The 19,414-nt window shown below is 70.0% G+C and carries 17 protein-coding genes; 8 read left to right on the top strand and 9 right to left on the bottom strand.

From position 1 onward, the window contains the following. Nucleotides 1–74 precede the first annotated feature (74 nt). From HUW62_RS02335 to HUW62_RS02345, 3 genes are all read left to right on the top strand, one after another. Nucleotides 75–776, top strand: coding sequence for an endonuclease V (locus HUW62_RS02335; protein ID WP_176433442.1), 702 nt, complete (start codon nucleotides 75–77; stop codon nucleotides 774–776). 193 nt (nucleotides 777–969) lie between these two features. Continuing rightward, entirely contained in the window at nucleotides 970–3,312 is a 2,343-nt protein-coding gene (locus HUW62_RS02340; RefSeq protein ID WP_176433443.1) for a GMC family oxidoreductase N-terminal domain-containing protein, read from the top strand. A gap of 104 nt (nucleotides 3,313–3,416) precedes the next feature. Beyond that, a complete protein-coding gene (locus HUW62_RS02345) occupies nucleotides 3,417–3,914 on the top strand; it encodes a DUF2267 domain-containing protein (RefSeq protein WP_163868168.1) in 498 nt (165 codons plus the stop codon). 8 nt (nucleotides 3,915–3,922) lie between these two features. Here HUW62_RS02345 and HUW62_RS02350 read toward each other — a convergent pair whose 3' ends face one another. The 4 genes from HUW62_RS02350 to HUW62_RS02365 form a co-directional block, all read right to left on the bottom strand. Next, nucleotides 3,923–4,294, bottom strand: coding sequence for a hypothetical protein (locus HUW62_RS02350; RefSeq protein WP_163868167.1), 372 nt, complete (start codon nucleotides 4,292–4,294; stop codon nucleotides 3,923–3,925). Nucleotides 4,295–4,313: 19 nt separating this feature from the next. Next, entirely contained in the window at nucleotides 4,314–5,333 is a 1,020-nt protein-coding gene (locus tag HUW62_RS02355; protein WP_163868166.1) for a hypothetical protein, read from the bottom strand. Nucleotides 5,334–5,362: 29 nt separating this feature from the next. Then, the gene (locus HUW62_RS02360) at nucleotides 5,363–7,129 is read right to left on the bottom strand and encodes a VWA domain-containing protein (protein ID WP_163868165.1); all 1,767 of its coding nucleotides are present in this window, start codon (nucleotides 7,127–7,129) and stop codon (nucleotides 5,363–5,365) included. A gap of 318 nt (nucleotides 7,130–7,447) precedes the next feature. Then, nucleotides 7,448–8,155, bottom strand: coding sequence for a metallophosphoesterase (locus HUW62_RS02365; protein WP_163868164.1), 708 nt, complete (start codon nucleotides 8,153–8,155; stop codon nucleotides 7,448–7,450). A gap of 432 nt (nucleotides 8,156–8,587) precedes the next feature. Here HUW62_RS02365 and HUW62_RS02370 point away from each other — a divergent pair, with 432 nt between their 5' ends. Next, entirely contained in the window at nucleotides 8,588–9,259 is a 672-nt protein-coding gene (locus HUW62_RS02370; RefSeq protein WP_163868163.1) for an RNA polymerase sigma factor, read from the top strand. Nucleotides 9,260–9,305: 46 nt separating this feature from the next. Further along, entirely contained in the window at nucleotides 9,306–10,493 is a 1,188-nt protein-coding gene (locus tag HUW62_RS02375; RefSeq protein ID WP_176433444.1) for a hypothetical protein, read from the top strand. 56 nt (nucleotides 10,494–10,549) lie between these two features. Here the strand turns inward: HUW62_RS02375 and HUW62_RS02380 are convergent, their stop codons facing one another. The 4 genes from HUW62_RS02380 to HUW62_RS02395 all read right to left on the bottom strand — a co-directional run bounded on the left by HUW62_RS02380 (nucleotide 10,550) and on the right by HUW62_RS02395 (nucleotide 13,537). Next, nucleotides 10,550–11,719: an AraC family transcriptional regulator gene (locus HUW62_RS02380; protein WP_163868161.1), complete on the bottom strand. Its 1,170-nt coding sequence runs from the start codon at nucleotides 11,717–11,719 to the stop codon at nucleotides 10,550–10,552. Between the two features lie 11 nt (nucleotides 11,720–11,730). Continuing rightward, a complete protein-coding gene (locus tag HUW62_RS02385) occupies nucleotides 11,731–12,288 on the bottom strand; it encodes a zf-HC2 domain-containing protein (protein ID WP_163868160.1) in 558 nt (185 codons plus the stop codon). After that, nucleotides 12,281–12,925 carry an RNA polymerase sigma factor gene (locus HUW62_RS02390; RefSeq protein ID WP_240356725.1) on the bottom strand — a complete coding sequence of 215 codons (645 nt, stop codon included), beginning with the start codon at nucleotides 12,923–12,925 and terminating at the stop codon, nucleotides 12,281–12,283. Before HUW62_RS02390 ends, HUW62_RS02385 begins: the two co-directional genes overlap by 8 nt. 126 nt (nucleotides 12,926–13,051) lie before the next feature. After that, entirely contained in the window at nucleotides 13,052–13,537 is a 486-nt protein-coding gene (locus HUW62_RS02395; RefSeq protein ID WP_176433445.1) for a PaaI family thioesterase, read from the bottom strand. Nucleotides 13,538–13,651: 114 nt separating this feature from the next. On the opposite strand from HUW62_RS02395, the gene HUW62_RS02400 reads away from it, so the two are divergent. Next, nucleotides 13,652–15,976: an ATP-dependent helicase gene (locus HUW62_RS02400; protein WP_163868157.1), complete on the top strand. Its 2,325-nt coding sequence runs from the start codon at nucleotides 13,652–13,654 to the stop codon at nucleotides 15,974–15,976. A gap of 224 nt (nucleotides 15,977–16,200) precedes the next feature. On the opposite strand, the gene HUW62_RS02405 is transcribed toward HUW62_RS02400, so the two are convergent. After that, nucleotides 16,201–17,250: a PQQ-binding-like beta-propeller repeat protein gene (locus HUW62_RS02405; RefSeq protein ID WP_338041948.1), complete on the bottom strand. Its 1,050-nt coding sequence runs from the start codon at nucleotides 17,248–17,250 to the stop codon at nucleotides 16,201–16,203. Between the two features lie 95 nt (nucleotides 17,251–17,345). Here HUW62_RS02405 and add point away from each other — a divergent pair, with 95 nt between their 5' ends. Both add and HUW62_RS02415 read left to right on the top strand, forming a co-directional pair. Then, on the top strand, nucleotides 17,346–18,509 hold the full coding sequence (add, locus tag HUW62_RS02410; RefSeq protein WP_163868155.1) for an adenosine deaminase: 1,164 nt from the start codon (nucleotides 17,346–17,348) through the stop codon (nucleotides 18,507–18,509). Nucleotides 18,510–18,613: 104 nt separating this feature from the next. Further along, nucleotides 18,614–19,393, top strand: a complete 780-nt coding sequence (locus tag HUW62_RS02415) for an SDR family NAD(P)-dependent oxidoreductase (protein ID WP_176433446.1) — start codon at nucleotides 18,614–18,616, stop codon at nucleotides 19,391–19,393. Nucleotides 19,394–19,414 lie beyond the last annotated feature (21 nt).

Raw genomic sequence — 19,414 nt, forward strand, 5'->3', positions numbered from 1 at the left:
TCGCGAGTGTCGTGCCGGGTTGCCGAGTCCATGCGGGTTCACAGACTGGAGACGCACCAGGAGGTGGACCCCGCATGGAGCTTCAGCCGGAGATGCATCGTTGGAATGTCTCGCCGACGGAGGCGGTGGCGCTGCAACGTCAACTCAAGGACCGGGTGGTGCTCCGGCCTCCGCCGGGTCTGCGAGTGGAGCTCATCGCGGGCGCGGATGTGTCCACGGAGAAAGGGAACGACACGGGCTTCGGCGGCATCGTGGTGCTGGACGCGGCCACGCTTGCACCGGTGGCGCGGGCGGGCTCGGCGGTGACCCTCGGGTTTCCGTATGTGCCAGGCCTGTTGTCCTTCCGGGAGCTGCCCGTGGTGGCGGTCGCCTGGGAGCGGCTCACGGTGCGGCCCGACGTGCTCATCTTCGATGGGCACGGCATCGCGCACCCGCGCACGTTGGGCATCGCCAGCCATGGCGGGTTGTTGTTCGGCGTCCCCTCCATCGGCTGTGGCAAGTCCCTGTTGGTCGGGACACACGGCAAGCTGGGCGAAGAGCGAGGCGCGACGTCACCTATCATTCACAGGGGAGAGGTGGTGGGGATGGCGGTCCGCACGCGCAAGGCGGTTCAGCCCGTGTATGTGTCGCCAGGCCATCTGATGGATCTGCCCACGGCGGTGGAGTTGGTGCTGCGGGCGAGTCCGAAGTACCGCGAGCCGGAGACCACGCGACAGGCGCACCGGCTGGTGAACGCGCTCAGGCGCGCGGACGGTGAGGCGGCCGAGCTGGAGTGAGGCACCCCCGTGGATTTGACCGCGGGCCCTTCCCCCTCTATGTCCGAAGTCCTCATGACGGGGTCGTGGTCCGGGCGCCAGGGTGCTCGGGCGGACGTCACCCCGGCCGCCTTCGCGGGAAGCCGTGCCAGGGCGTTGGCACCGTACCTCGAGGGTGGTGAAGCGAGGGCGGGGGTCGCCATTGGGAGTGCCGATGCGGAGGCTGTCAGCACGGTGGAGTGAGTTGGAGTCCCATTACTCCGTGGTCGTCATCGGGTCGGGCTATGGCGGCGCCATCACCGCCAGCCGGCTCGCGCGAGCAGGGCGTCAGGTGTGCGTCCTGGAGCGGGGACGGGAGCTGCAGCCGGGCGACTATCCACGCACGGAGGCGGACTTCGCCAAGGAACTGCAGATACACCTCGAGGCCGAGAGCGGCGTGGACCTGGGAAGCCCCACGGCCCTCTTCGAGCTGCACCGGGGTGGAGATGTGGCCGTCGTGACGGGCTGCGGTCTGGGCGGCACTTCACTCATCAACGCGGGCGTCACGCTGCGGCCGGACCCGCGCGTGTTCCAGGACGCACGCTGGCCGGAGGCGCTCCGGGCGGATGTGCCCGGCCGCCTCGAAGACGGGTTCACCTGGGCCGAGCGCATGTTGCGTCCCACGCCCTATCCGGAGTCCTCGCCGCCCCTGGCCTCGCTGGAGGCGATGGAGCGCGCCGCGCGCCACCTGGGTGGCACCTTCCGGCGTCCGCCCCTGGCCGTCTCCTTCGCGGGCGGAGTGAATGAAGCGGGCGTGCGTCAGGGCGCCTGCTCGTTGTGCGGCGACTGCCTCACCGGGTGCAATCAGGGCGCGAAGAACTCCGTGCTGATGAACTACCTGCCGGATGCGCACCGCCACGGCGCGAAGCTCTTCACTGAAGTGGGCGTGCGCTACCTGGCGCGCGATGGCGGACGCTGGCGCATCTACTACCGGCCGATGAACAGCGGCCGTGAGCGCTTCGAGGCGCCGGACCTCTGGGTGACGGCGGACATGGTCGTCCTCGCGGCGGGAACCATGGGCTCGGCGGAAATCCTGCTTCGCTCCCAGGCACTGGGGTTGCCGTTGTCGCGGATGCTGGGCCAGCGCTTCAGCTCCAACGGCGATGTGATGGCGTTCGGCTACAACACGGACGTCCCCATCAACGGCGTGGGCCATGGGACCCATCCCGTGGAGGGCCGTGAGCCCGTGGGCCCCACCATCAGCGGCATCATCGATGAGCGCGGGACGTCCCGGCAGGAGGACGGCATGGTCATCGAGAACGGCGCCATGCCGGGCGCGTTCGGAAGGCCGATGCTGGGCCTGCTCGCCGCCGCTTCCGCGGTGGCCGGGGACGACACGGACGAGGGGCTGCGGGACAAGCTGGAGGAGCTGGCGCGCGTGGCGGACAGCGCGGTGCGGGGGCCGTACCACGGGGCCATGCGCAACACGCAGACCTTCCTCGTCATGTCCCACGACGCGGGCACCGGTGAGCTGCGGCTGGAGGGCGACCGGGTGCGGGTGAACTGGCCGGACGCGGGCACGCAGCCGGAGCTGGAGCGGGTGGACCGGAGATTGCGCGAGGCCACCGCGGCCCTGGGTGGGACCTTCGTTCGCAATCCGCTGTGGAATCGGCTCACCGGCCATGAGGTCCTCTGCACGCATCCGCTCGGCGGCTGCGTCATGGCCGAGGACGCCAGCGCGGGCGTCGTGGACCACGAGGGGCGTGTCTTCGCCCGCGAGGAAGGCACCGAGGTGCACGAAGGGCTCTATGTCAGCGACGGCTCGGTGATTCCGAGACCGCTGGGGACCAATCCCCTGTTCACGCTCTCCGCCGTGGCCGAGCGCTGTGTCTCGCTGATGGCGAAGCGGCACGGGTGGAGCATCGACTACACACCCGCGACGGAGGAGCTGGAGGCCGGAGCTCGGACGCCGGTGGGCGTGCGCTTCACCGAGACGATGTACGGCTCCATCTCGGGTGCTGTGGCGGAGAACGCGCTCGTCGCGGGAGACCCGAAGCGCGTCGATGCGACCCACCTGCGCTTCGTCCTCACGGTGGAGACTCATGACCTGGAGCGCACGCTGGAGGACCCGCTGCATCCCCTGGGACTCTCCGGCGTGGTGGAGGCCTTGTCGTTGTCTCCTCGGCCCCTCGCGGTGGAGCGAGGCGAACTCCACCTGATGACTCGGGAGGCGGCGCGACCGGGCGGGCGGCGGATGCACTACCAGCTTCCCCTGGTGGCGGAGTCGGGCGAGCGCTTCTTCCTCGACGGCTACAAGGACGTCCACGACGACGCGGGCTTCGACCTCTGGGTGGACACCACGCGGTTGCTCGTGTCCGTGCACCGGGGGAGTGACGCCTCGGGCCCCTGCATCGCGCGAGGGCTGCTGCGGTTGAATGCGAAGGACTTCGCCGTGCAGCTCTCCACGCTGCGCGTGCCGAGCGCTCGGGACACGCAGCGTCGGCTGTCCGCGCTGCTGCGCTTCGGGCGGTTCTTCTTCGGCGCCTTGTACGACACCTACGTGCGCAAAGCCGCGTAGCGGGCGGGGAGGCGGCGGCCCGTCCTCCGCACAGGTCGAGTGGTGCTCCTCCCGGGAGCCGTGGGCAACCTGATGTCCACGAAGGCACATCGGGAGGACAGGTCATGGCGGACAAGCGGGAGCAAGAGGGCCGGCGGGCTTCACCAGAAGGCGCGCGCGGAGAGCTGCCCATCGAGGCCCGACGTGCCCGGAGAAGCGCCGCGCACGCGAGCCAGACCTACCGGGCCTTCATCAAGCACCTGTGCGAGCGCGGTGGCATGTCGCCCGCGGTGGCGGAGCAGGCCGCCGTGTCCGTGCTCTGCGCGGTGGAGCAGCGCATCAACAGCGAGGAGACAGAGGACCTGGAGGCGCAACTCCCCGGCAAGCTGACGGAGCTGTTGCACCGGTGCGAGCGCCACGAGGACGAGCTGCCGGGGGGCTTTGGCCGCGAGGAGCTGCTCAAGCGCGTGGGTGAGGACCTGGCGCTCAACCCGGACGCGGTGGCGCCCGTGGTTCGCGCGGTCCTCAACGCCGTGAGAGATCAGATCAGCGAAGGCGAGGCCGAGGATGTCATGGACCAGCTCCCCGAGGACCTCAAGGAGCTGTGGCGTCACCCGAGCTGAGCGGAGCCTTACGCGCGCGCCATGGGCGAGTGAGTCATTCCCGAGACTTCGCGCAAGGGCTCGGCCCACCAGGGCTCGTCGGAGACCCAGACATCGCGGCCCTCGACGCGGGCGACCATTCCGCCGGGAGCCACGACGGAGAAGCGCGGTGCGCGACCGAGCGCCTCCGTCAACGCCGTCATCGTCGTCTCATCCTCGGTGGAGAAGCCGAGCGGGCCTTCGGGGTGGCTGTGCGCGACCTCCACCAGCTCGTGACGCCAGTACCAGATGGCCTCCCACCGCGTGCGGGAGTCAGGCAGCAGGACGGGACTGTCGGAGGTCTCGCACCACAGCACCTCCTCGTCGCGACCGATGAGCAGACACACCTCTTGCATCGACATGACTCCTCCTCTCCGCACGTCACCCGTGCCGCGTGATGACCAGGACGTCCGTCTCGATGGCCTCGCGGATGACCGAGGGCAGGCTCTCCAGCGTCACCTCGCTGTCCGCGCCCGCGAGACACACGCCCGCGTCGATGACCTGGAGCGTGCCCGCGTCGACGACGGAGATGAAGCGCTCCCCCATGAAGGCGAACGTCACCTCCAACTGATTTCCCGCCATCCTTCGATGGTTCAGCAACCGCGCCCCCGCGCCCTGGAGCGCGACCTCCGCGCGCGAGTGGTCGCCCACTGGCGCACCCCGCCCATGTCGGGCCCCCGCGCCATCGAGGTGTCGCCGAGCCCTCTCCGCGAGCTCCACGGCACGGGCCCGAGCTGCCTCCGCTGTCTGTGCCGCTTGCGCTTGCACGTTCGCCGCCAGCAGCCTCGCCGCGAGCGCGCGCTGATGGGCCTCTCGCTCCGCCACCAGGGCCCGCAGACAGGACTCCGCCTCGGTCCGGCCCTGCTCGGCCACCCGCAGCACCCGGCCGCGCGTCTCCGCTGGTGCGAAGCGGATGCCCAGCGTCCTGGACGCCGACCCCAAGAGCGCGTAGCCATAGGCCGCCCGCAGCGGCGCGCTCACGCCCTTCACGGTGGAGAGCGGCTGACCCTCCTCCAGGGCACGGCGTGCCTGGTCCTCCGCCTCGCCCTCGAAGTCCACCCCGTCGAACAGCAGCGAGCCGTCATGCCAGCGCCGGGCACTCACGGGCGCGAGCACGGCGGGCTCCTCCTCTGGCATCAACTCCAGGGGCTCGGCCACCGCGCCTTCGCGCACCAGCCGCGAGCCCCACATGTGGCCTCGCACGCGCGGCAGCCTGTCCAGACCTTCCGGACTGGCCGGCTCGCACGCCGTGGCCTCCCGCCCCTTCACCTCGAAGCGCCACCACCCCGGCGCCACGGGGGAGGTGACACGGAGGCGGCGCGAAGCGGTGTCCACGGTGCCGCCGCCCAGATACGGCAGCACCGCCGACTCCACCTTCCCGAGGAACTTCCGGTAGTCCACGCCGCCTCCTTGTCACCACGACTTCGGGTTCACGCCACCTTCAGCAACGGCGTGCGCATCACCCGCTCCACCCAGCCGGACTGGCTGGCACCGGGCTGAGTCGGCGCATCCAGCAGCGCCTTGAGCACCCGGGGGACCTGGTACGGGTCCGCGAACTGGTCCACGTTCACCTCGCTGAAGGGCACCTTCATGAAGCTCGCGCACGTGCGGACCGTGTTGCCACGGGCCCCCGCCACGCTCACCAGCAACGCCAGCGCCGCCACCGTGTAGCCGCAGTCGCGGAACGCGCGGGCGAACTGGTCACCCGCCTCGCCCGCCTCGTCACCCACGACGATGACCACCAGCTTCGCCCCCTCAGGCACCTTCACGCCGTCGCGGTGCAGGGCATGCACCCCGGCCGCGTGAGTCGTGCCGCCCGACGCCTTGAGCCGCTCGAGCATGTGCTGCACCGCCGTGCGGTTGGCGGCCTTCGGCTTGAGGACGGTGCCCATCGTGTCGAACGCCGCGATGTGCAGCTTCTCCATCGGGAAGCCCGCGAGGATGCGCGCCAGCGCCTCCTTCGAGTTCTCGATGGCGCCCTCCATGGAGCCCGACTTGTCGATGAGGAACATCACCCTCACGTCGGTCTCCGCCGTCGCCTCCGCCACCGCCTGTCGTGCCGCGTTGTCGCTCGCCTCCTCCAGCTTCTGGCGCAGCACGTCGCTGCGCACGTTCTTCGCGATGTTCAGCGCGCGCTGGTCCGTCGCCGTCTGGACGGCCAGCTCCCATCGCCCGCGCACGGAGGGCTCCGCCAACAGCCCCAGCTCCTCGAGCGTCGGCGTCATCAGTCGCAAGTCACGGTCCGACAACGAGGGCAGCAGCGCCGCCATGATGGCCGGAGTCATGCCCAGGTCCTTCGGCAGCCGGCCCACCACCTCCTTGTAGGAGAGGCGCTCCAGCTCGATCCACTCGCAGATCTCCGCCTCCGACAACCCGTCGAAGCGCTGGCTCTTGACCAACGTCAGCCCGCTCAGGCCCACCGTGCGGTGCCCGCCCTCGGCCTGCTTCTGCTTCCAGCCGAGCACCTCGAAGAAGCCCTGCGCGCGCGGCTTGTACCCCGCCTTGCGCGCCAGCTTCTTCAGCGTCTCCTTGTAGCCCGCCTTCACCAGACCCTGGAGCATCGGCAGGTTGGCCTCACGCGCCGCCAGCCACCGGGACGCCACGCGCTTCCAGCGGCCCATGGGCGCCTTGCGAGACGCCGGGTCGCCGAAGCCCGCCTCTCGGTTGAGGCGCGCGATGTCCGGCAGCTCGAGCAGCTCCGCCACTCGCAGCACCGCCTTGGGCGTGAGCATGCGCGTGGACTTGCGCTCGTAGTGCAGCACCATGGCCTCGCCGATGGCCCGCCAGTCATCGTCGTGGAACGCCACCTTCCCGTCCTCGCCGACGACGGGCTGGCCCGCGTGCTCCTGCACCAGCATGAGCGCGCACGTGGCCACCTTCAGGTCACGCCAGTCCGTCTGCGTCAGCGCGTACGACGCGAAGTGCGCCATCAGCTCCGAGTTGAGTCGGTGGATGTCCAACAGCTGTCGGTAGAGGCGCACCGCCGCCGGCACGAAGAGGCCCGGCTTCACGGGCTTGCCGAGCGTGCGCTGCGCCGGAGTGGCGTGCGCCGCGGCCACCCAGGTGCCATTCACGTCCAGTCCCGGCCGGTTGTGCCACAGGTGCGCGGAGCCACTGAGCACCAGGTCCAGCAGGCGCTCGGCGGGGCCACGCTGCGTCTCGGGCAGCAGCGGAGTGTTCTGCGTCGGGGTCGTCATGGGGTGCCACCTTTCGGGACGTGCGGCGGGTCAGGCGCGGGGCGGACCCCAGGCGCCCGAGGGCGATAGGGGAGTGCACCGCGCGTGGAACGCACGGGGGCCTTTCGTGCTCAAGGCACGGCCACCCGCGCGAAGCTGGGATGTGAGGGAGAGAGAGGGTGCGCCCGAGTGACGAGGCCTGTGTTGCTGGATTGACTGTCCAGTGTTCTGCCAGTTGAACTACGAGGCCTGACGGCCGTCGGCGGGACTCGAACCCGCATCTCTCAGGCGTGTCTGGCCCCGTCGGCCGGGCGCGAAATCGTATCGGTGCTCAGGTGCTCAGGAGAAGACGCACACGTCGCCGTGGATGGGGATGCGCGCCACGTCCTTGCCACTCCGGTGGGACTTCCGGGCGGGCACGGAGACGAGCTCCCACGTGGGCAGCACCACCGCCGTCAGTGAGCGGCCATACACGCAGCCGGTGTCGATACCCACTGCGTGCTCGGTGACGAGCGGCTGGTCGAAGACGGTGTGTCCGAAGATGACCCGCTCCGGCCCCTTCCAGTGATGGGTCCAGAACGTCCAGCCCTCCGGTGCCTTGGACGGCCAGTAGCTCTTCTTGCCGGGTGGCTGGATGCACTGCGCGTGGAGCAGGTGGTAGGGGTCCTGCGCCTCGACGGGGAGGTCGGGCAGCATGCCGGCGTGCACGACGAGGGCGTTGTGCTCGGGCAGGCGGATGTAGTGGGGCAGCGCCGCCATCCAGTCGTAGTGCGTGGCGTCGAGGGCCTGTCGCGTCGCCAGGTGGTCCGGCAGCAGGCGGCTGTCCTCGCGGTGGCGCTGCTGGAGGTGCTTCTCCTCGTGATTGCCGAGGATGGCCTCGTGCCGCATCGCCAGCTCCACGCACTCGCGGGGCTTCGGGCCCCGGTCCACCAGGTCCCCGGCGAAGATGACGCGGTCGCTGGACGTGGCCCCCACCTTGGCGAGCAGCTCCAGGGCCTCGTCGTGGCAGCCATGGAGGTCTCCGATGACGATGGTGCGGGGGGACATGACACGGCTCCTTCAAGAAAGAGGGTGAGCGCCCGAGTCGAGAGGCCGGCGGGCTGATTTACGAGGTCAGTGCCGGTCCGCCCGGCGTCGCCCCACCGGGTGGTGGGGGTGTGGAGTCGAACCACTGCGTGTAGGGCCTCTCGGGCCGGGCGCTCGAAAGCGTTGCGGCCAGGGACGCGACCTTTTCCGGTTCCTGACGCGAAAATTCCCGCTCCCCCGCCCGCATTCCCTGAGGGATAGTTTGTCAGGAAATCGGCGCGTCGAGGGTCGGGCCTCCTTGGGTGCTCCGTCTGTCCGGTCGTCCGGGTAGCCGGGGTCCCCTGCTCCACTCGGAGGCTGCCTGCGGATGCCAACGTGGTACCTTGCCGCGCCACATCCCTGTATCCCCATCTCCCGGGGCGGTTCTCCGGGCACAGCCCTCAGGTCCTTCCGGTGTTCGAGCAGCTCACGGATGACGAATTGTTCGCGGAGGTGGTCCGCCGCCGCGCTTCGGGCGAGCCCATTGGAGGCCCGCTCGGTACGTTGGTCCAGCGATGGAACCGGCCTGCCCGGTATGTCATCAGCAAGATTCAGGCGAGCTACGGCCGCGGGTCCCCAGCGGACTCGGATGAGCTCTTCCAGGACGCGGTCGGCAAGTTCCTCGACCGCGGGTTGGATCAGTTCCGTGGCATCTCCCAACAGATGCCAGGCCGGAGCGCGTCTCCCAAGACGTTCTTCCTGCGCATCGTCAAGCACGTCGCCATCGACTTCTACCGGCGGCACCGCGAGGAGCTCGCGGCGCCTCCGTCGGACCCCGATGACGCCATGGAAGAGTCTCCATCGGAGCGGTCTCGCGCCGTGGAGCTGGGCCGGAGGACCGAGGAGCGCGCGGATGCCCAGGAGCTGTACTGGGCCGCGTTCGCCCGGCTCCAGCAGGAGCACCCCAAGGAAGCCTCGGCATGGGAGCTGTATCACCACGAGGACGTGGAGGATCACGAGGAATGCGCACGTCGGCTGAACATCACCGTGGTCAACTCCTACAAGCGCGTCAGTCGCGCCCAGGCCTACTTGAAGCTCTACCTGCTGGATCTCCAGCGAGAGTCGCCACGAGGGGAGGAAGCGTGAGCCTCCTTCCCGGTCACATCCCGGGGTATTCAGGAGGAATGAAGTCATGAAGACCGATGCCATGTCTCGCTACGCCACCCGTCGCGCTGTTCTCACCGCCGGGTCCACCTCACCAGGAGTCGTCCTCGAGGCCGCTGGGGACTTTCTGAGGAGGGCGACCCGGTTGGGGACGGAAGGTGTGGAGGCCGCCCTTCGCGGCCTCGGTCGACCGGGGGTGGGGACCTGGCTCCAGGCGCAGAAACCGCAGGCACTCCAGCCCGTGCTGTTGAGGGCCGCGGAAGAAGCGATGGAGGTGGCGCTGGAGGGTGGTGACGAGGCGGAGGTGTGGCGGGCCTCGGCGCTGGAGGGACTTGCCGCTCGGGACAGGGCCGCCTCCGCCGCATTTGCACTGGCCGCCTGGGAGGGTCTCCATGGTGCCTTGGATGGTGAGGCCGCTCGAAATCGAGACCGCTATCTGGAGTCGCTCGGGAGCCTGGATTCGTCGCTTCGCCCCAGAGCCCGTTGGTTCATTCCCCTCAACCCGCAGCGCCGTCAGGAGTTGGAGTTGCTCGACTCCGCGGAGCAGGACAAGGCCTGGTGGTTTGGTTCCCGGGCCGGCTGCGATGACCTGGTGGCCACCTGGACAGGCGGGCCCCAGACACCCACTCCCCACATCCAGGGCTGTGTCGAGTGCCGCGCGGATATCGCGGATGCGGCGCCCGTGGATGCGCCCCCGCGTCGCCACCTCACGCAAGATGACCTCTGGCGCTTCGACATGGGGATGATGTCCGCCGACGAGCGCGAGCGGATGGACGCGCACACGGCCCGCTGTGGCGAATGCGCCCAGGCGGTGCTGGCCCTCGGTGAGGGCGACGACGCGATTGAAGAGGCCCTGGAGATGGAGGAGGGCGACGGGACGATGGCCCGCGCCGCGCGCTCTTCGCGTGAGCCGGCCTCTCAGCGTCCCTCCGCGGCGCGCCACCCGGAGCATCGGGAGGTGCTGGAGGAGCGGCGGGAGTTTCGAGTGGTGCTGGTTCGCGAGCGTCAGCGCGTCCGGCTGTTGGTGCAGCCCCTGACGGGCCGGACGGTGACGGCGGCGGTGTTCCTCAGTCCCGGCCGTCCCTCGCTCAAGCCCACGTCCGGGCCCGAGGGCCTGGCATTCGACTTGTCCACGGCGTCTTCCACCGGCGCGCGCTCCGCCCACCTCACGGTGCAGGCTGGCGGCGAGACGCTGGAGCGGGACTTCGCCTTCTGACTTCGCGGGACGGGGCCCTCGCGGTGAGCGCGGGCCCCACACTTCCCGGGCTGCTGCTACTGGTTCGGAGTGCCGGTGCGCTGCGTGTCGAGCGCCTCGCGGCTGAGCACGGGCGGCTGCGGGATGGGGAAGTTGCGAGCCGGCATGCTGCGGCGGAAGCCGTTGGCCAGGAAGGCCGTGACGAGCTGGGCCGCGGGAGGCTTGGTGCCGAGCGCCGCGCCGCACACGTCTATCTGGTCCATGACGCGCGGCCCTTCGTTGACCTGGTAGCGGTTGCAGGTGCTGTCCACCGCGGCGTCCTTGTCCCGCTGCAGCTCCCGCGTCAGCCGGCCCCACTTCATGGTGAGGGCGTCCGGAGAGAGCGCGATGCTGACGGGCTCTCCGCCCCACGTGCCGTCGATGAGCGTCTTCGAGGTGCCGGCCCGTACCTTCAGCTCCAACTGGCGCTGGCCGAAGGTGCCCGTCACCTCGATGCCGTGTTCGTAGATCTCCTCGGAGAGGATGCTCACCCAGACGCCATCCGCGCGCTTGGTGTATGCCTTTTCCGCCGCGACGCGGCCATGGTTGAACCAGACGTCGCCCACGCGGCCCAGGGGGACCTGGTCGTTCTTCGCCACGGGGGTGGCGACTTCGTCCAGTCCGGCGGGGCCAGTGGAGGCCACCACCGGGCGCCCGGCGAGGAGGTCCGTCACGGGGACCGTGTTGTCCACGATGTCGAAGCGCACGCCGTCCAGCCACGCCTGTCCCGTGCCGCTCATGATGAGGCCGGCCATGATGGTGGTGGCCTCCTTGGGGACGTCCAGCACCACCTCGTAGCGCTTGCAGCCCCGGGTGCCGACCAGCGCGCGCGACTGCATGTTGTCGAAGGCGAGCGGCTGCTTCGGGTCAGGTCCCTCCACGCGCATCCACAGGCCAGCCCAGCCGTCCACGTCCTTCACGCGCGCGGCGGCGGAGAAGCGCAGCCGCTTGCCGCGGAAGTCCTGCGCGCCGAAGGCCTGCATGAACGTGCCGTAGCCCGCTTCATCGAGCGACAGCGAGCGCAGGTACGCGCTGCGGGCGCCCTCGCAGGGCTCGCTGTTGTCGACACCCGCCTCGTAGCGCTTGGGCGCGCTCTCCGTGACGTACCAGCCGACTGGCAGCTTCTGGGCGCCGCCCGACGACTGCGCCACGGCCGCTGGAGCGGCCAGGGCGAGCAGCAGGGCGACGAGATTCTTCCGGAAGTCCATGGCGGGCGTCCTCACAGCGACACGGGCTGGCGCGCGCTCAGCGCGCCTTCGGGGAGGCCGGTGCGGGCCTCGTAGCGGGGGACCTCGGCGGTGCCCCAGGGATTCATGACCAGCAGGCCGCGCTCGGCGGCCTTGCGCGTGCAGAAGTCCTGCGTGGCCAGGTCCGGACATGCGACGACGTTCGACTTCGTCGGCGAGTCGACCTCGTCCAGCTCCAGGGCCACGGTGGGCGGCCTCACATCCAGGGTGTCGGGCACCGAGGGATGCGTCGCCTTGTCGCCGGTCAGCAGCACCAGCGTGAGCGAGGCCGCCGCCGCCAGGGCCGCGATGGCCGCGCCCGTCCCCGCGCGTCTTGCGTGCCACACGAGGGGACGCACGACGCGCTCTTCCCGGGGGAAGGTGCTGGCCGCCTCGGTGAGCTGTTCGGACAGGAGGGCTTCCTCCTGCAGCAGCACGGCGCAAGGCTCACACTCCAGCGTGTGGGCCTCCAACGCCGCCGCCTTCTCCGGGGCCAGTGCGCCCAGGATGTACTGCTCCGCGGAGTCGCGGGTCAGGTGGGGCTTAAGCATGGGTCTCCTCCTCGAGCGCGGTCCGCAGCTTCTTCCGGACCTCGCACAGGATCTGCCGCACGCGCTGGACGGAGAGACCGACCTTCGCGGCGACTTCGGCATGGGGTAGCTCCTGGCCGTCACAGGCCAGGAGAAACACGCTCCGCGCGCTCGGCGACACCTGGGCGAGCGCGGCATGGGCGCGGGACAACTGCTCTTCGGAAAGCAGGCGACGCTCGGCGGACACGGCCGGGTCCACGGGATGCTGACGCTCGGGCAATTCCTCCACCGCCCCGGAGATGGACTCTCGCCGGACGCGGCGGGCATCGTCCGCGGCCAGGAAGGCCGCTTGGGTGAGGGCGAGGTTGGGCAGGCGCAGCTCCGTCAGCAGCCCTCGCTGCTGTTGTTGGATGAGCCGGGCCCACGTCTCCTGGGCCAGCTCGTGCGCCCGGTCCACCCGGACGCCTCGGGCCAGCAGCGATACCACGACGCGGCGGTGGTGGCGCGCAACCAGTGCGTCCCACGCGCTCCTGTCACCGGCGAGGGCCTTGCGCGACAGGGACTCCTCGTCCACCCCGCGCGACGCCTCCATCGGCTCCTCGGCTTCCCTCGGTAGTCGAACCGTCGTCATCCGCAGGCCCTGCACGGCTGCACTCATGCCGTCTTCCCGTCGCTCTGAAGCGTCTCCGGGGCGTGGCCGCCGCTCCCCGGTGCCCGGGTAACGTGTGTCCGTGGCGGACATATCGTCGGGAACCGGGAAGATGTGCGGAGGGGTGGTCAAGGGTCAGTTGATGGCGGGGCTTTCCCCAGAGGACCAGGGGAGGTTGGAGAGGCGGACGACGCCCTGGCAGCGCCCACACATCCGGCCCTCCGCGTCGTACACGCGGGCGGTGGCGAAGAGGAGGGTGAGGCCCTGGCTGTCGATTTCGGCCTCCACGCGAATGTGGTCGCCGGTGACGGGTCGCTCGAAGCTCATGGAGAGCTGCACGGTGGCGCAGCGGCGGCTGGGGTCCACCAGCGCGCCGCAGGTGCCGATGGCCAGGTCGAAGAGGGCGGCGAGGATGCCGCCGTTGACGGCGGCGGCGCTGCCCACGCCCCCTCGGTGCTCCGGTCGCAGCTCGGGCAGGGAGACGACGACCTTGCGGCCTTCGGGGAAGGACACGGAGGCGCCGAAGTGGCGCATCGTCAGGCTCTGGTTGAAGAGCTCCGCGTAGCGTTCCAGTGCGGCCTGGGTGGGCCGCGAAGGGGGACCTGAAGAGGAGTCGGACATGGTGTTCCGCCCTATATACCCGAGCGCGAAAAGCCAGGGGACCGGCCGGGCGTCCCGGGGCGGTGGAAGGCCGCCCACCGGACGGAGAAAGACGTTAGAAGCAGAGGCTCCCCCTTGAGTCCCACCGTGAACGTCCACGAATCCGCCCTCCTCGAAGACCTGAATCCTCCCCAGCGGGAGGCCGTGCTGCACCAGCAGGGCCCGCTCCTGGTCCTGTCGGGCGCCGGCAGCGGCAAGACGCGCGTCATCACCCGCCGGGTGGCGCACCTGGTGAAGGTCCAAGAGGTCTTCCCGTGGCGCATCCTCGCCGTCACCTTCACCAACAAGGCAGCGAGGGAGATGCGCGAGCGCCTGGTGCAGTTGCTGGGGCGCCAGGCGAACGACCTGGTGGTGAGCACCTTCCACTCGGCCGCGGCGATGATTCTGCGGCGCGAGGCGGAGCACGTGGGGCTCACCCGCTCGTTCGTCATCTATGACGATGGGGACCAGCTCAACGTCGTGAAGCGGGCCATGCGGGAGGCGGGGCTGGAGCAGTCCATGCAACCGCGCGAAATCCTCAGCCGCATCGACCAGGAGAAGAACGCGGCCCGGCTGCCCGAGGACATGGAGGTGGCACCCGGTGACGAGCGCGGCCAGTTGGTCCACAAGGTGTACCGCGCCTATCAGGACCGCCTGCGCGCGGCCAACGCCGTGGACTTCGGCGATCTGCTGCTCCTCTTGGTGACGCTGTTCCGCAAGCGGCCGGAGGTGCTGGAGAACTACCGGCGCCGCTTCCACCACGTGCTGGTGGACGAGTTCCAGGACACCAACCCGGTGCAGTACGCGCTCCTGCAGCAACTGGCGCCGCCGCCGTCGGCGAACCTGGTGGTGGTGGGGGACGACGACCAGTCCATCTACCGCTGGCGTGGCGCGGACGTGGACAACATCCTCAACTTCCCTCGCGAGTATCCGGGCGCGAAGGTGGTGAAGCTGGAGCAGAACTACCGCTCGGACCGGAACATCCTGGACGCGGCCTACGAGGTCATCCGGAAGAACACGCGGCGGATGGAGAAGAAGCTGTGGTCGGACCGGCCCGCGGGCCAGACGCTCCAGCTCATGCTCAACCGCGACGAGCGGATGGAGGCGCAGGAGGTGGCGCGGCAGATTCTCGCGCTCCAGAGGGAGGGCTTCATCAAGTACTCCAGCATGGCGGTCTTCTACCGCGTCAATGCGCAGAGCCGTGTGCTGGAAGAGGGACTGCGGCTGGCGCGCGTGCCGTACACGCTGGTGAGCGGCCGCAGCTTCTATGACCGCGCGGAAGTGCGGGACGCCTCCGCGTACCTGCGGCTGATGGTGAACCCGCGCTCGGACGCCGACCTGCTGCGCATCATCAACACGCCCGCGCGCGGAATCGGCGACACCACCGTGGAGCGGGTGACGGACCACGCCAACACCCAGGGCCAGAGCTTGTTCGAGGTCCTCGCCGAGCCCGAGCGAATCCCCGCGCTGAACAGCACGGCGGTGAAGCGGCTGCGCACGTTCCACGGGCTGCTGAAGTCGCTGAACGCCTACGCGGAGGGAACGACGGACGCGGCGAGCGCCGTGGACGAGATGCTGCGCGAGACGAAGCTGGTGGACACGCTCGTCGCCGAGGGCAGCGACGAGGCGACGACGCGCGCGGAGAACCTTCGCGAGTTCCTGGGCGCCGCGCAGGAGTTCGACTTGAACCGCGCGGCCGCGTCGGTGGCCGCCGCGGCGAATCCCCCCGCGGAGGTGCCGCCCGAGGTGGACGCCGCGCCGCTGTCGGCGGACACGCCTCCGCTCCAGGCGTTCCTCGAGCAGATTTCACTCGTGGGTGACGCGGACGCGGAGGTCGGTGAGGGCCGGGTGGCGCTGATGACGCTGCATGCGGCCAAGGGCCTGGAGTTCGACGCGGTGTTCCTCACGGGCCTGGAGGACGGCGTCTTCCCTCACTCGCGAGCGCTGAAGGGCGAGGACCCGGACAACGGGGAGGAGATGGCCGAGGAACGGCGCCTCTGCTACGTGGGTTTCACCCGTGCGCGCAAGCGGCTCTTCGTGAGCCTGGCGCAGTGCCGCTCGCTGTTCGGTGAGCTGCGCTACAACCAGCCCAGCCGCTTCCTGCGAGACGTGCCGCCCAAACTGTTCGGCATCAGCGAGCAGGACATCCCGGAGCCACCTCGGCCCGCGCCCATGGCGCCCCCGCGCAAGCGGACCTGGGACGAGGACGACGGGCCGCGCATCGACCGCTCCTACTCACAGGCGTCGGACATGGACGCGGTGAGCGGGGACGTGCGCGGCATGCGCGTGCGACACGAGCAGTTCGGCGTGGGCCGCATCGTCGCCACGGATGGCTCGGGGCCGAATGCCAAGGTGACGGTGGAGTTCGGCGGTGCCGTGGGACTCAAGCGCGTCATCGCCCGCTTCCTGATGCCAGGCTAGCAGGGGAACGCGCGGGGTTTCTTCCGCGCCCGAGTGAGGAAGCCGTGAGGAAGACCTGCCAGATGGAAGTCTGGTGCCGTCGACCGCTTGGCTATCCCTCCAGATGGCGGAGGGAGCTGGATTCGAACCAGCGAAGTCCGAGAGCGTGTAGGGCCTCTTCTGCCGGGCGCGGAGAAGAGGACGCCCGCCCGTGGGGCCCCCTGACGACGTCGCGCCGGGAATCTTCAGGGCCCGCGCACAGGCTCCGGTGGGCGCAGCTTCCACGACAGCACCCGCCCATCCTGGCCGAGCACGAACACCTGTTGCCCCAGGACGACCGGCCGCGAGCGCAGTGCCGTGTCCGTGCGAAGGGAGAACGCGCGCTCCCACGTGGGCCGCTTCAGGGCCACCAGCCGTCCCTGTCGTCCGTGGGTGGGCACCAGCAGCATGTCGCCAGGAGCCTCGGCCACGCTGGTGGTGAGCGCGTCCGGCAGTCCCACCCGCGCCACCTCCTTCCCGTCCTCCGGCGAGAGCGCCACCAGCACCGCGGCGTCCTCCACGCGCGCGCCCACCCACAGCAGGCCCAGGGCCAGGGAGGGCGGGCTGGTGAGCTCCTTCGCGGGGCTCTTCTCCCAGAGCGGTGCGCCATCCCGGGCCTTCAAGGCCCAGACGCGCTTGTCTCGCGTGCTGGCGAAGAGGACGTCCCCGGAGACCTCCAGTCCCAGCACGCCCCGGACCTCCTGCCGCCAGACCCGGGCTCCGTCCTCCGAGGATAGGGCCACCAGCCCCACATCCCCGAGCGCCACCACCAGCCGCCCGTCCACGAGGACGGGGGAGGGGAGCCCGCGACGGGCATCCAGGTGGGCTTCGTCGGCCTTGGGCACGGGCGTCCGCCACCGGACCTTGCCCGTGTCCACCGCGTGTGAACGCACCGCGCCATCCGGAGCCACGACGAAGACCGAGGCTCCGTCGGAGGTCGCGACCAGGGGAGTGAGGACCGGGGGCTCGCCGGTGAGGCGCCAGCGCTCCGCTCCGTCCACGAGGGCCAGTCGCACCAGGTCTCCGGCGACTGTTCCGACGATGACGCTGTCGCCGGCCACGACGGGCCGCGTCGCCACTTCCCGTCCGAGCGCCACCCGCCAGACCACCGCTCCGGCGCGGTCCAGCCGCACCACGGCGCCGGCCTCGTTGCCGGTGATGACCCCATCCGGCAGGGGTGTCAGCCCGGCACGGGAGGATGCATCCGTGGAGTACCGGAAGGCCGTTTCCGCGGGCTCCCGGCACCCCACGGCCATCACCAATGTCAGGGCGAGGGCGGGGGCGAGGGGCCTGCATGGACACGCGCGGGGCGACATGGTTTGGAGGATGGCGTAAGGAAGGAAGTTCGACCATGCCTACGATTCGTGACGACGAGATTCCCAGCGCCACCGGCATCCCTTCTGGGGCCCGGCGGACGGACTTCGTCCCGCCCCCCACGCTGGCGGTGACGGAAGAGCTGCTGCACGCCCTGCCCAAGACGGACCTGCATTGCCACCTGGATGGCTCGATGCGGGTGAAGACCATCCTCGAACTCGCCGAGCAGCAGAAGGTCAAGCTGCCGGCGGACACCGTGGACGGACTGGCCAAGGCCATCCACATGGGTGAGGTCTGCGAGAGCCTGGAGGAGTATCTCGTCGCGTTCGACGTGACGCTCTCCGTGCTCCAGACGGCGGACTCCCTCTACCGCGCGGCCTACGAACTGGCGGTGGATGCGGCGGCGGAGAACGTGCGGTGGCTGGAGGTGCGCTACTCGCCCGCGCTGCACCTTCAGAAGGGCCTGAAGATGACCACCGTCATCGACTCGGTGCTCGAGGGCCTGCGCGTGGCCAAGCGCGAGACGGGCATCAAGTGCGGCGTCATCGTGTGCGGCATCCGCCACATCAATCCGCAGACGTCCATGCGGCTGGCGGAGCTGTCGGTGGCCTACAAGAACCGGGGAGTCATCGGCTTCGACCTCGCGGGCGCCGAGGCGAGCTTCCCGGCCAAGGACCACAAGGATGCCTTCCAGCTCATCCTGAAGAACAACGTCAACTGCACCGCCCACGCCGGCGAGGCATACGGCCCCGAGTCCATCTCCCAGGCCATCCACAACCTGGGCTCGCATCGCATCGGCCACGGCACGCGGCTGCGCGAGGACGGGGACCTGCTCAACTACGTCAACGACCACCGGATTCCGTTGGAGGTCTGCCCCACGTCGAACGTGCAGACGGGCGCGGTGTCGAGCCTCGCCGCGCACCCGTTGAAGTTCTACTTCGACTACGGCCTGCGGGTGACCATCAACACCGACAACCGCCTCATCACCGACACCACGGTGACGAAGGAGCTGTGGGTGGCCCACAAGGAACTCGGCCTGTCGCTGGATGACCTGGCCACCATCATCGTCTCCGGCTTCAAGAGCGCCTTCCTCCCGTTCCGCGAGAAGCAGGACATGCTGCGGCTGGTGAACGAGGAGATCGCCACCACTCTGGCCGCCTTCGACAAGAAGCGGCATGTGCCCGTGAAGCAGCCGGCGTGATGGCGTAGCCTCCGGTGCGTGCGCGGCGTCATCGGCCACGCACCGGTGTCCAGGCCGGAGGCTCTCGCGAGCTTCCGGTGCCGTGGCCCGCGAAGGAGGCGCACATGGACCTGGAACTGGGTGGCAGGGTGGTGTTGGTGACGGGCGGTTCGGATGGGCTGGGCGCGGCGGTGGCCCGACGGCTCGTCCGGGAAGGGGCCAAGGTGGCCCTGTGTGCCCGGGGCACGGAGCGGCTGGAGGCCACGGCCTCGGCCCTGCGCGCGGAGGGCGGTGACGTCCTCGCGGTGCAGGCGGACGTGTCCAAGGCGTGGGAAGTGGAGCACTTCGTGGACGCGGCCCATGCGCGGTGGGGGCGGGTGGACGCGCTGGTGAACAACGCCGGCACCGCCGCGGCCCGTCCGTTCGCCTCGGTGACGGACGCCGAGTGGGAGACGGACCTCCAGCTCAAGTTGTTCGCGGCGGTGCGCGCATCGCGGCACGTGCTGCCCCACCTGAGCGAGTCCGGGGGCGGGTCCATCGTCAACGTGCTGGCGATTGGCGCGAAGACGCCCGGGGTGCAGTCGACGCCGTCCTCGGTGTCACGCGCTGCGGGCATGGCGCTGACGAAGGCGCTGTCGAAGGAGCTCGGAGCGAAGAACATCCGCGTGAATGCCGTGCTCGTGGGCATCATCGAGAGCGGCCAGTGGGGGCGCCGGGCGCAGGAGCTGGGCAAGTCGGTGGAGTCGTTCCAGGCGGAGATGGCGCGCAACGCGGGCATCCCCTTGGGGCGAGTAGGGCGCGCGGAGGAGTTCGCGGACGTCGTCGCCTTCCTGCTGTCTCCTCGGGGTGGCTACATCAGCGGCACGGCCATCAACGTCGACGGCGGTTTGTCCGGGGCGGTGTAGTCCCGACGCGGCGATGGCGCG

This window comes from Myxococcus sp. AM011 (assembly GCF_013372595.1).
GTDB lineage: Bacteria > Myxococcota > Myxococcia > Myxococcales > Myxococcaceae > Myxococcus > Myxococcus eversor.